At 40.7% G+C, this 11,849-nt stretch carries 10 protein-coding genes; 4 read left to right on the top strand and 6 right to left on the bottom strand.

Going from position 1 to position 11,849, the window contains the following annotated elements; genetic code table 11:
- Positions 1-101: 101 nt before the first annotated feature.
- Together NMG86_RS25255 and NMG86_RS25250 are read left to right on the top strand one after the other, a co-directional pair.
- Positions 102-1,373 (top strand): glycosyltransferase, encoded by a 1,272-nt coding sequence (locus tag NMG86_RS25255; RefSeq protein WP_026798302.1) that lies wholly within the window; start codon positions 102-104, stop codon positions 1,371-1,373.
- A 41-nt stretch (positions 1,374-1,414) separates the two neighbouring features.
- Positions 1,415-1,861, top strand: a complete 447-nt coding sequence (locus NMG86_RS25250; protein ID WP_071783121.1) for a hypothetical protein — start codon at positions 1,415-1,417, stop codon at positions 1,859-1,861.
- 205 nt (positions 1,862-2,066) lie between these two features.
- Here the strand turns inward: NMG86_RS25250 and NMG86_RS25245 are convergent, their stop codons facing one another.
- On the bottom strand, positions 2,067-2,528 hold the full coding sequence (locus NMG86_RS25245; RefSeq protein ID WP_026798304.1) for a carboxysome distribution maintenance protein McdB: 462 nt from the start codon (positions 2,526-2,528) through the stop codon (positions 2,067-2,069).
- Positions 2,525-3,310, bottom strand: coding sequence for a ParA family protein (locus tag NMG86_RS25240; protein WP_026798305.1), 786 nt, complete (start codon positions 3,308-3,310; stop codon positions 2,525-2,527). The genes NMG86_RS25245 and NMG86_RS25240 overlap by 4 nt, the downstream gene beginning before the upstream one ends.
- Before the next feature lie 295 nt (positions 3,311-3,605).
- Between NMG86_RS25240 and NMG86_RS25235 the strand changes: the two genes are divergently transcribed.
- Positions 3,606-3,770, top strand: a complete 165-nt coding sequence (locus NMG86_RS25235; protein WP_193372486.1) for a hypothetical protein — start codon at positions 3,606-3,608, stop codon at positions 3,768-3,770.
- Positions 3,771-3,987: 217 nt separating this feature from the next.
- Here NMG86_RS25235 and drmC read toward each other — a convergent pair whose 3' ends face one another.
- Genes drmC through NMG86_RS25220 form a run of 3 tightly spaced genes read right to left on the bottom strand, consistent with a single transcriptional unit; the run spans position 3,988 to position 7,509 of the window.
- Positions 3,988-4,782 (bottom strand): DISARM system phospholipase D-like protein DrmC, encoded by a 795-nt coding sequence (drmC, locus tag NMG86_RS25230; protein WP_052338782.1) that lies wholly within the window; start codon positions 4,780-4,782, stop codon positions 3,988-3,990.
- A gap of 8 nt (positions 4,783-4,790) precedes the next feature.
- The gene (gene drmB, locus NMG86_RS25225; protein ID WP_026798306.1) at positions 4,791-6,659 is read right to left on the bottom strand and encodes a DUF1998 domain-containing protein; all 1,869 of its coding nucleotides are present in this window, start codon (positions 6,657-6,659) and stop codon (positions 4,791-4,793) included.
- A gap of 40 nt (positions 6,660-6,699) precedes the next feature.
- Positions 6,700-7,509: a helicase-related protein gene (locus tag NMG86_RS25220; protein ID WP_087882309.1), complete on the bottom strand. Its 810-nt coding sequence runs from the start codon at positions 7,507-7,509 to the stop codon at positions 6,700-6,702.
- Between the two features lie 48 nt (positions 7,510-7,557).
- Between NMG86_RS25220 and NMG86_RS25215 the strand changes: the two genes are divergently transcribed.
- A complete protein-coding gene (locus NMG86_RS25215; RefSeq protein WP_026797113.1) occupies positions 7,558-8,670 on the top strand; it encodes an IS630 family transposase in 1,113 nt (370 codons plus the stop codon).
- On the opposite strand, the gene drmA is transcribed toward NMG86_RS25215, so the two are convergent.
- The gene (gene drmA, locus NMG86_RS25210) at positions 8,660-11,812 is read right to left on the bottom strand and encodes a DISARM system helicase DrmA (protein WP_087882308.1); all 3,153 of its coding nucleotides are present in this window, start codon (positions 11,810-11,812) and stop codon (positions 8,660-8,662) included. The genes NMG86_RS25215 and drmA overlap by 11 nt on opposite strands.
- Positions 11,813-11,849: the final 37 nt, after the last annotated feature.

The raw sequence follows: 11,849 nt of genomic DNA, 5'->3' as shown, positions 1-11,849 counted from the left end.
TATTGTATGAATTATCCAACGTATTATAAAATTAAATTCCTATTCAAACTTTTTATAGCCTCAATCCTATAAAAGCATACTTCATATAAAAACCTGAAACTATGACTCATTTTGGAATTATTTGTCCGGGTTCAACAGGCCCTTTAAATACAATGCTTCCCTTGGGACAAGAACTTCAACGTCGGGGTCATCGTGTTACTTTATTTGCACTACCTGATGCTCAAAAGAAAGCATTAACAGCCGGAGTTGAATTTCAGGGAATTGGCTTTGAAGAGTTTCCGGTGGGATGGGCAGAGCAGTCATTTATACAGTTAGGAAAGTTAAAAGGATTAGCGGCATTACGATATACGATTGATTTATTGAAGCAAGGAGCCGCAGTTTCGCTACGAGATGCCCCTTCAGTGATGAAGACAGCCGGGGTAGAAGCAGTATTAGTCAACCAAGGGGCTGTTGAAGGAGGAACTGTTGCAGATATTCTTGATGTTCCTTTCCTAACGGTGTGTAGTGCAGTTGTTCTCAATCGAGATCCGAGCGTACCTCCCTTTAATACCTGTTGGAATTACAGCCCATCGGTCTTAGCCCAGTTAAGAAATAGAATGGGTTATGCCTTATTAAACCGTGTTGCTCAACCAATTCGAGATGTTATTGGTGAATCTCGTAAGCAGTGGAATTTACCTCTGTATCTACATCCTAATGATGCCTATTCTAAACTGGCTCAAATTAGTCAAGCCCCTGCCGAATTTGAATATCCTAGAAAAAATTTACCCCCCTGGTTTCATTTTACAGGCCCTTATCATTCTTCAGCTAGTCGTGAATCTGTGTTTTTTCCTTGGGAAAAATTAACAGAAAAACCCTTAATTTATGCTTCAATGGGAACACTCCAAAATCGGTTAATTAAAACCTTTCAAGAAATTGCTTTAGCTTGTGAAGGATTGGAGGCTCAGTTAGTAATTTCTTTGGGTGGTGCTTTAGACCCTGAATCTTTACCTTCCTTAGCTGGTAATCCTCTGATTGTTAAATATGCACCTCAGTTAGAAATCCTGCAAAAAGCTACCCTAATGATTACTCATGCAGGTATGAATACAACAATGGAATGTTTAAGAAATGGGGTTCCAATGGTAGCAATTCCCATCACCAATGATCAGCCCGGAGTCGCAGCAAGAATCGCTTGGACAGGAGCAGGTAAATTTATTCCATTGAATCAATTAAGTGCTATGAAGCTGCGTTCTGCTGTAAAAACAGTTTTAGAACAGGACTCTTATAAACAAAATGCGCTGAGATTACAAGCTGCTATGATTCGTTCTGGTGGAGTTCAACGAGCCGCCAATATCATTGAACAAGCTGTCTCTACAGGTCAACCTGTTTTGAGATAATTGCTTTTTGGTTCGTAGCTGTGAAGAAACTAGGGGACTTGATGATGAAACGTTGGAAGATTTTGAGTTTCCAAATAATATTAGCAGCTTTGGAGAGTTGCTTTTTACCAGCTTATTCGGATTTAATTACTAACCCAGCGTATATCAATAAGATGTGTCAGAGACAACAAGATCTGCCTCAAATTGAACGATTTACAGTATTTTATCAACAAGAATTTAGTAGCCAAAATAAAACTTATTGGCTTTATGCAGGTCGATATCAAGATGGGGGCGTAATTTTCTGTGTTTCTGAACCCAATTTTAACCAAGCTAGAGAATTAAATGCAGAACCCTTACAATTTCAATTCATTGAGAATATTAGCCAAGATTCCAACAATAATTCTACTTTCTTAATTACAGTACGAGAAGGCAATGGCAGAAATGCCCCGTTAACTAACTATAGATTAGACTTAGTTAATCCTAACCAACCTGTCTTAACTCGTCTTTGACATCCGCGTTGACAGTTTATCAGGACTTACGCAGGCACACTATATATAGCGTACTAAAAGTAGGCGGGCATAAATAAAGTCAAAACCCCGAAGGCTAAAATCCTTACTCCAAAAGACTTCCAGTAACCAGCGTTTTTACTTTAGTTTTGACCACCTACTTAGACAAAGTTCAGTCTTGTTTAGTCGCTTTCTCCAGTTCCTTATATTATTCTCCGTTACGTTGAGAAAGCATAGTAATAAGCCGTCGTAATTTTCCAGCCTGCTTCCGAGAATTATAACGATGCTTGGCTTCTACAAGAATTTTTTCCATTAATGTTTCTTCTGCCATTGCTGTTAGCCACACGGCTTCTAAAAACACCTCGACAGTAATACCTTTTTCCTTACAAAACTGCGTTAGCTTTGAGTCGATTTCTGTATCTAAAACAATTGCTGAATGACGGCGAGTAGCTGGATATTTTGCTAACTCGGCTTTTAATTGCTCTAGGGTGGCTTCGTTTTGGTTGGTGCTTTTAGAGGAATCAGGCTTTGAATCAGCGACTGTTGTTAAGGAGTCATCTTCAGGAATAAGTTGATCCTCTGCCGTGCTAGGCATTAAAGGATCTTGACGAGTCGGAACAATAGTTCGCTTACGGTTAGAGCGAATCCGGTCTAAAATGCTGTCACTCATGATATAACTTCCCCTAAACGTTGTTTGATTAAAGTCAGCAGTGCTTCAAACGGATATTCCAAATCAGGATGTCCGAGTTGGCTTAAAGTTTTACCTTGATTAATCGCTTTCTTGTACTGCTCAGATTCTTTGATAGACGGGAGGATTAAGACTTTACCAACTTCTTCCGCCATCCCCTCAACCGCCATGCGACTTTCTACGGTTTGAGTTAAGCCAATCCAACGGTCACGAAAGGGAAGTATCCCTAAAACTTCGGCATTTGTAGCTTTGACTTCTCTCATGGAGTTGAGCAAGTCTAATGTCCGCGCCAGGGAACCGTAACCTTTAACAGTAGCTTCGGCGGGAATAATTAAGACATCAGCCGCACCGATGGCTGTTAAACAAATTTGAGAACGTTGAGGTGGTGCATCAATAATGCAAACTTTGAAAACTTCAGCCAGAGGTTCAAGACGACGGAGTAACAAAGTTGCCCCAACCCCGCTACTAGAAAGATAGTCAGAGACAGCATCTAACCCATCATCAGCAGGAAGGAGGAAGAGGTGTTTGCTGTCGGAAATGGGATAAATGCCATCTTCGGCAGGTACATATTTTTTGAGGACTTCCAGCAAGGTGGGCTGGTTGGGCTTGAGTTCAAGCCCAAGATAAGTTGTCAGGTTGTGCTGGGGGTCGGCATCAACAACCAAAGTGGGATATTCCCGTTCAGCTAACAGACGACTCAGGAATAGAGCCGCGGTTGTTTTTCCCTGTCCCCCAGACAGAGAAATAATTGCAACTGTAAGCATAGCGACCAGAATGGACTGACTCACATTATTAGCTAAAAAAATAAAATAATCAATAGCTAAAAAGATAAAAGTCTAAAAAGCTAAATTTAGCTTTTTACTAAAAGCTGTTAAAAGCCAGGATGATAGGCGTAAAAATAGCGAACCTGTCATGAACCGCAAAGTAGCAATTTAAAGCCCCTCTGTGTAAAGGTTACAGCGAGTAGTCGTAATAATTTGTTACAACCTGTCCCATTTCGCGCGTATCTCGGTGGCTACCCGTGATGGCAGAATCTTCACAATAACAGTGAAGCCGAAAATGTTCAAAAAACTAGAGGAAGCGCAAGCGAATTATCCGATGTGGGTGGCGGCGATTGCTGGGAAGCTGGGAGAAGCTACTCCCGATGGCTTTGTCTTGGCTGACCCCGCAATTCAAGTATTTGAGAAAAAAGCGAAAGACCCCCAGGAAACTGCACCTGAGTAGAAAGGTTTGAATAGCAATCGTACAGAAACTTACGGTAAGGCTAAAATCAATTACAGCATAGGTTTTAGAAGTTGACTTTTCTTAACAAATCTCAATCCGTTTTGTACCAATTCAATTAAGGTTTAACGAATCGCACGAAAGCTAAATCCTTAACGGCACTTTCTGCACAGTTGCTACTCAAACCCCGGGTCTTAGAATCCTTATTTTTTAATATAAACTATAATTTTACTAAAACTTCTTGATGAATTAGGTGATAAATTAGATCAGTGACTTGAGAGGCTAAGGCTGGACTTTTGAGTAATACTCCCATTTCCATATTCAAGGTCAAAGCATATTCGGTGAGATTGGCACTGGTAATAAATAAATATTTCTGATCTGAAATCACACTTTTAATATGTAAAGAACCATAACGTCCCTGCGGATCATGAAGCCGCTTTTCTACAGGCCAAAGAAAAACTTGCGCGTCTCTAAGGATTTTCTGCCCCAATGCGGTTGTTCCTTTAAAAGACATCTTACCCCCTTCTGCTTGAGTAGTTTCTAAAATAATTTTTAATTGAATTCCTCGCTCTAAGGCTTCTAATAAAGCTTCGGCAATTTCTGGGATTTTGTAAACCGCAAAACTAATAATAATTAATTGTTGTTGGGTGTCTCGAATCAATTGTAATAAGACTTGATCAGTCCGTCGAACTGGAATCCCTAAAGTGGGTGGGCCTGTCCAAACTAATTCGGCTGCTAAGGATTGTTGAGTGGATTGAATCGAATAAGCTGAAGCCATTAACGCAGAAGCGATCGCCCGACTATCCCAATCCGATTGATCTTGTTGCCAAAGGGTAAACAATTCACCCACTAAACGGCGAAACATTGGATTAGAAAGTTGATTTAAAATTTGATCAATGAACGGATAATGGGAATCAAAAACTTGCTCCCCCAAAGAATGAATGACGGAGTTTAACACCAGAGGCGGTAATTCTTGAGCCACCTGATAAATTTTTTCTAAAAGTTGACGATTCACAAGTTTTTTTACTCAAAAAAAGCTAAATCATCCCGTTCAAGCGTCGGAACTAATACCGTCCGATCTAAAAATTGATTTCCCCGTTCACAAGAAGTTTCGGGGGCAAATAAACAGGCATGGCAGGCAGCCCAATGTAAGGTTGGAGTTCCCTCCATTGGCTTATGTTCAGCACAGAGGGGATCTGAAGCACATAAACGCATTTGCTCTAAGGCTTGACTGATGTGGTGTCCCAGGGTTTTCGGTTCACCTAAATGGACTAATCCCCCTAATGTGCCTTCACTATCGGGAGTTGCTGTATAAATTAATAATCCGGCTTGGGGGCCATTCTCATCTTCTGGGGGTTTGGAGTAGATCCGTTCTCTGAGACTGGCTGCATTATAACCACATTCAATTGACAATTGACGCATTAAGGTGTGAGAGAAGGAATGAATTAATAAATAACGAATGGAGGGAGAATGAATTTTATCAGGATCTAAATTTCGACTATTAAGCCAATTTTTATGGGCTTCACGGGTTAAAATTTCATGTTTGCGGATACCCGGACGTTGTTCCCATTCTTGTAAAAAAGATTCTTGAAAACGCAAAAAAATTCCCTCCCCTTTAACTTCTGTCGTGGGAACCCAGGTGGGAGGATTACGACTAATAGAAACTCGATATTCACGGGGAATTTCTCCCGTATCCGCAAAATCCCCAGGAGATTGAATGCGGGTAAAACCAATTAAAGCCCGAACTTCCCTTAGTCGTTCTACTAACACGGTGGGTTCAAAATACGCTTCAAATCCAACGGGAGGTGCGACAGTTCTTAACTGAAATTCTGAATTATTTTTACTGGGGTTAGCGGTTGAAAAAACTTCCCATTCAGGAGTTTTTAAATCCTGTGCATTGTCGTTGGTTTCTAAACCTTGTTGTTGTTGCTGTAATGTATTCCAAATCTCTTCTAAGGAATAATCGGCAAATTCTTGTAGTTGTCCCATTGCTTGCATTGCTGCTAAAATACCTTGTAGAATTTCTCGACTATTTGCTTTACTGAGAACATTAAAATTGCGTTCCACTAACTGCCCTAATACATTAGAATCAACGGGAATGGAAAGAGCGGATAAGGTAATAGAAAACCAACTATTAGAAGCCCCTAATAAAATACTTTTCATTTGTTCTTTACAATCTTCATCAAAGCTACGAAGATGGGGGTGATGAGCGCGACAACGGGGCATATTTTTTTTACCCGAATCTCCAAAGGCATCGGACAGACTTCGGGGCGGAATGTCACACCCTTTACACCGAACAAAAATATCCGTAACGTTCCCTGAAACGCCTCTTTCTTCTAAATATAAAGGCCCTGGACAGGCTGCTTGACCGTGATGAACAAAATAAGACCAGGGAAAATCATCTAAATGTCCTCGTTCACAAGCAACTAAAAAACGGGCAGGAATAACGCCAGGGGGTTTAATACTTTTGGAGCAATTCTTATGAACATAACGGGTTTCATTAGGGCGATAAGGATTAATTTTGAGTTCAAATAATTGGGAGGCTAAAGGAGCTAATAATCGACAGCGAGGACAAACCATCCAAGTAGGAAACGGAGCTACAGGAATCCCGATTTTAGAGCCTTCATCAAAGGGGTTAGACGGGTCAGAGCTTTCAGGAGGCATAGGAGGTGAAAGCAGTTGTTTAACTTGATGTCCGAGTTCTTTACGAACGGCGGCTAAGAGACGATTTTCTGAGAGTTCAATGGTATGGTTTCTACTCCAGTCTTCTAGTCCCATAACCATTGCAGAAAGATTCGGTAAATCGGCAACCGCTCCAATTCCATAGGTGAATAAAATTTGGCTTGGACGCAGTTCACCGACTTTGGTTTTTTTGGGTGGAGATTGAGTCATGGGATTTACGATTTATGATTTATGATTTATGATTTACGATTTACTCAAACGGTTGAGGTTTTCTATCTCGCTCCTCATCGAGGGGTTGATCTGTTAAAATTAATCCGATGGTCGGTTCAACATTTCTTAATGACGCTAAACAGGTGAAATCTTGCCATTGTCCTTGTCCGGCATTTTCTAATAAATTAATAGCCGTTCCATCCCGTGAAGTTACTTTATATTTTAAAGTCGCTCCCCCAGCTAGAGTTTGAGCTTTATTTAACCAAGTATCTAATTTGGCTTCTAATTCTCGACGCACTTGTTGACCTTTTTCAACCCCTTCAATGAGTTCAGCCCGTCGAACAATAACATTAATTGCCTCTTGTATAAACGGATGGTTGCGTTGAATTAAACCAGGGGAATTATTTTGATTAAATTCATCGCCACAGAGACGAACTAAAGACACGAATAACGCACTTAAACCTCGATACAAAGCTCCAGATGCAAAGGGAGTCACCGATAACGCCTCAACGTGCTGATAAAAAGTGGCATGGTAGTGTTCAAACCGTTCATAGTGGGATAAATCCCTGGGTCTAGCCCAGTTATAAACAGTGATCACCAAACCAGGGTAACTTCGTCCCACCCGTGAAGTGGCTTGAATATATTCGGCGGTATTTTTCGGTTGACCACAGGCGACCATTAACCCCAGACGTTTAACATCAACCCCAACGGAAATCATATTGGTGGCGAGAATCACATCCAGGGGGTCAGGTCTTTCAACTTTCTGACCTGCTTTGCGTTTGGCTTGGTTCTCCGCTTCCAATAGGGGGTCAAAGGGAGTTTCTAAACGGTCTAATAAGCTGTTCAGCATCTAAATAGGGTATAATGAAAAACTAAGTTTAGAAAAATCAATAAAAAGATGCCTGCTAAAAATCACTTAAATGAAAAGCAAGTAGAGAAACTACAGAAAAGATTGAAAGAGGAAGAAAATGGACAAATCAGAGAAAGAATCTTGATTCTACTATTGCTAAATGATGGTAAAAAACAAAGTGAAATTGCCAATTTTTTGGGATGTTCAATAAATAAAGTATGTTATTGGTGTGTACATGGAGATCCGGACAAGTTAGAAAGCCTGAAAGATGAAAGAATGAAAGGAAATAATAGAAAAGCCACAGATAAATATATAGAGATATTATTAGAAACTGTAGAAAAAGAACCGGAAGAATTAGGATATGAATTTGGGAGATGGACAGGAGAAAGATTGGCAACTTATTTAGAACAAATCACAGAAATAAAATTAAGTGGTTCACAAGTGAGAAGGATATTAAAGAAAAAAAAGTATGTTTACTTGTGGGCAAAGTATAGCTTGGAAGAGAAAAGAGATCCAGAAAAAAGGAAATTATTTAAAAATAAAATAGAAGAATATTTAAAAATAACAAAAGAAAGTCCAGAACAATTACAGGTATGGTTTTGGGATGAAAGTGGATTTAATTTAAGAGTAATAAAAAGAAAGAACTGGTGTGAAAAAGGAAAGAGAAGAAAGATTAGAGGAGACAGAAGGAAAGGAAAAGTTAATGTTATGGGAGGATTGAGGTACTCGGACAAAAAAAGATTTGTAGAATTTCTGGATAAAGGGAATGCAAATAATTTTTATCAAGTGTTAAAAAGTTTTTATCAAGAGCTAATTCATGAGTGGGTATTAGCGGGAAATCAAGCAGAAGAATTTGTAGAAAAAGGAGCAAAGATTGTCATTATTCTTGATAATGCAAGTTTTCACAAAAAAGAAGAATACCTAGAAAAAATTAAAGCAGAAATGCCTAATATCTATTTAGAATTTCTTCCAGAATATAGTCCAGATTATAATTTAATTGAATTGGTCTGGCATTCAGCTAAAGAATATATTGCTAATCGACTCTTTAAATCAGTTGATGAGCTAGAGTGTTTATTGCATCAGCTTTTAAATGAGGGACAGTTATCTATTAAATGGGGACGTAAACTTAAAAACAAAGGTAATGCTATAATCACAGTTTAAATGCATAACAGCTTATCAGGGGAATATCCGTAGAATCCTTACGGGAGGTTAATTCATCAAAGTTTCTTAACAGGCGATTTTTCAATCCCCGTTCACTCATCCGCTTTAAACGAGTCCGAATATCATCTTCCACTAACCTTCGTGTTCCCCCCAATTCTCGTAGGGAGTTAAAGTAACCCACCAAGGTCATCCAAGGGTCTGCAACTTTTCCATATTTCTCATACAATGCCTGCGCTGCCGATAACGTGGCTAAATACACCCGAATCATCGTCGCTTTTAACCGCCGACCGGGGGCGCAAATGCCTAAATACAGTCGCCCAGGATGCTCAGGACTCGGTTCTCGACGGCGGGAGAAAAAGTTATCTTGAATATCCAACCCAGGTGGCGGGAAAATATGCAGCTTCCGCAAAAATAGATGGTGAACTTGGGCGGACGCTTGGCGGATGGTGGCCGTTGAAGCAATCACTTTAGGACGGACAGATTGACCATTAACTTCCCAAGTACACAAATGATCCACAACGGTTTCATACAGTCCCACCATTGACCCCAAGGGGCCACTAATTAAATGCAATTCATCCTGGATAATTAAGTCGGGGGGACGCAGGAGAGCATGAGGTCGGGTTTTGGCGGCGGGAAGTTTATTGGTGGCGCGGTGGCTGTCTTTATCGTCTAAGTCGGGAGAGCGGAACCCATGACGGTCACAGTAACCACTCACCTGTCCGAATAACATTTGGGTTTCCCCTTTCCACGGCATTTGGGCAAATTTATCAACGGTGGCAATTAACAGAGTTGGTAAACGCCGATAAATTTCTTCATCAACAACTATAATGGGCAACCCTTCCTGGGGAGACTGTTTGAGGGTAAAGCAACATCGTCCTAAACTATCTCCACAGTAGACGAGGGTGCGTCCTTGTTCTTTATCAACGGGGTGGACAACAATGTGTCTACCTGGGTCGATTTTTGTGCCACACCAAGGACAGTTCGTGAGTTGGTGGGGGGAACCCATACCGGAGGGTCGCCCTTGTCCTTTGCTTTGTTTGACAAATTCTTCGCTTTGGCTGGTGTAGTTGGGGGTGCTATTGTTTCCGACCCATAAACCAATCCGAAACGGTTCTGACCCCCATTTTTGCGGGTTTTGGCGGCGGATGACTTCACAGGCACAAATTAAGGTGGTTGCCCGTTGGAACTGTTGCAAGGTCAATAAACGCAGGGTATAGCGCATTAAAACGGCTACTCCATGTTCTCCATCTCGTCCCCCAATAGAACCCTGTAACCGCCGCAGTCCGATGGTATAGGCTGTGAGTCCTAAATAAGCTTCGGTTTTACCGCCTCCGGTGGGAAACCACAGTAAATCACAGACCGCATCCAGAGGGTGAGAACGGCCGGGGTGGTGTAAATCAGTGAGAGGGGGTAAATTCAGGAGAATAAAAGCAAGTTGAAAAGTTCGCCAGCTATGATTGTTCGGGGTATCAATTTCATCTAAATTCGGATCTTTTCCTTGACGTTTAAGTTCAGCATAAATCCCGTGTACACGCTGTCGCCACATGGCTTCATTCATAAATTGAAAGGCTTCTACGGCTTGGGGATTTTGGGTTAAAAGTTGAATCCCTTCTTGGATACGGTCTAAGGTAGTTTGGCAATGATTGAGGGTGGTTTGGGCTGCATTTTGAGAAGGTAAAAAGTCGGGGTTGAGGAGTAAATCTTGTAGTGATTGTTGTTGTTCTTGAATCCAGTTTTGATAAGCGGTAATCAGGGGGGTTAAGAGTTGGGGAACGTCGGTGGGTTGGGCTTCCGCTAGGGTTTTCATGTCTAAAATTAACCCGTTTAACTGAGGAATTTCTTCAACGCTGGGGGGTGTGGTTTGTGGTACTTCATAGCGGGGAATCATGCAGGTTTTTAGACCGGAGGCTTGGGTGGGATTGTCGGGGACAATTTCGGCATGAACCCCCACCCCATGTCCGACAGCAAATTCCACTTGATGACGATATAACATCGCCATTTGTTGATTTTCTAGTTGAATAACAGGATCTAAGTTTTGTTGAATTGAAACAGGTTTTTTAACGAAAATATTAGAATAATTTTTATCAGGGGAATCAATCATTAATTCCGGTTGGAATAACCAAGCTTTATCTCGTTGTTTAGCGGGTTCTTTTTGACCATTCACTAAAAATAAGGTGACAATCCAATCTTGATTATCGAGGCGGCGCATCCGTCCTTTAACGATTACCCCTGGATATTCGGGGTCAACAGTCCATTCAGGGATTTCACCGGATTTTAAGGGTTGAATTTTGGTTCCTTGAATGGGATAGCGTTTCCAAATTCGTTTGGGTTCTGATGTTTCTTTTTCAGTTAAATTTTGTTTCTTTTCTCGTTGATAATGTCCCCATTTGGCGGTAATTTTTATGGCTTTTACATCACTATCAACGCAGAAGGTTAAACCCATTGATGAGGGGAACATGGTATTAGGTGGGGGTATGGTTCCCTCTGTGGTTCCTTCTTCTGAGTTACCTTTTTCGGCGGGGACGAATTCGTCTTGTTGTTCGGGTTGTTCTTCTGGGGTTTTATTGCGAATTAAGGGGGATAATAGTCCGACTAAATAGCGATCTGTTACACTACTTTCATCCACTTCTTCGTCTTCTCCCTCCGCCGGGCCGAGTAAATCGTTGAAAATCATTTCTTCTAATTCTTGGCGAAGTTCATAGGGGGATTTGGGATTTATGATTGACGATTGGGGATTTACCATTGGCGATTCAGGGGGATTAAGTTCGGTGAGGTTGGGATTAATAATAAATTGTTGTTCGATTAAACTGCCTTGTTTTTCCGGTTGATTAGCAGCGATATATTCAACATTAAATAAAGAAGATTGTTCAGGATTTCTGACAATTTTTTTAGTTTGTTTTTTATGGCAATTGTCAAAATAAGTTGTAATTTGACGAATAACTTGATCTGCAACTCCGCTATCATCAGGGATTAAGTTCTCATCCTTTAATTCTATCCCGTCTAATAGAATTTTTAAAGCCGATTCAGGGGCGGAAATCACTGCATTCCAATCAAGTTGAATCTCACCTTTTTTGAGTTTTAGATTGATTTCAACTAAGTCTAAAGTACCAGGGAGAACAGCAGGGAGTTTAAGGATTTCCATAATTAAGATTTACAATTTTAAATTTACAATTGGTAAT

The sequence above is a fragment of the Planktothrix rubescens CCAP 1459/22 genome, assembly GCA_904830895.1.
GTDB classification, from domain to species: Bacteria; Cyanobacteriota; Cyanobacteriia; order Cyanobacteriales; family Microcoleaceae; genus Planktothrix; species Planktothrix agardhii.
The sequence above is the reverse complement of the archived record's forward strand: the minus strand, read 5'-3'. Positions and strand labels throughout refer to the sequence as shown.

What these genes read in the sequence shown, in the direction of transcription:
- drmB (WP_026798306.1), bottom strand. Translation starts at nt 6,659, where the DNA reads ATGACTCAATCTCCACCCAAAAAAACCAAAGTCGGTGAACTGCGTCCA.
- NMG86_RS25215 (WP_026797113.1), top strand. Translation starts at nt 7,558, where the DNA reads ATGCCTGCTAAAAATCACTTAAATGAAAAGCAAGTAGAGAAACTACAG.
- NMG86_RS25235 (WP_193372486.1), top strand. Translation starts at nt 3,606, where the DNA reads ATGTTCAAAAAACTAGAGGAAGCGCAAGCGAATTATCCGATGTGGGTG.
- NMG86_RS25255 (WP_026798302.1), top strand. Translation starts at nt 102, where the DNA reads ATGACTCATTTTGGAATTATTTGTCCGGGTTCAACAGGCCCTTTAAAT.
- drmA (WP_087882308.1), bottom strand. Translation starts at nt 11,812, where the DNA reads ATGGAAATCCTTAAACTCCCTGCTGTTCTCCCTGGTACTTTAGACTTA.
- NMG86_RS25220 (WP_087882309.1), bottom strand. Translation starts at nt 7,509, where the DNA reads ATGCTGAACAGCTTATTAGACCGTTTAGAAACTCCCTTTGACCCCCTA.
- NMG86_RS25245 (WP_026798304.1), bottom strand. Translation starts at nt 2,528, where the DNA reads ATGAGTGACAGCATTTTAGACCGGATTCGCTCTAACCGTAAGCGAACT.
- NMG86_RS25250 (WP_071783121.1), top strand. Translation starts at nt 1,415, where the DNA reads ATGATGAAACGTTGGAAGATTTTGAGTTTCCAAATAATATTAGCAGCT.
- NMG86_RS25240 (WP_026798305.1), bottom strand. Translation starts at nt 3,310, where the DNA reads ATGCTTACAGTTGCAATTATTTCTCTGTCTGGGGGACAGGGAAAAACA.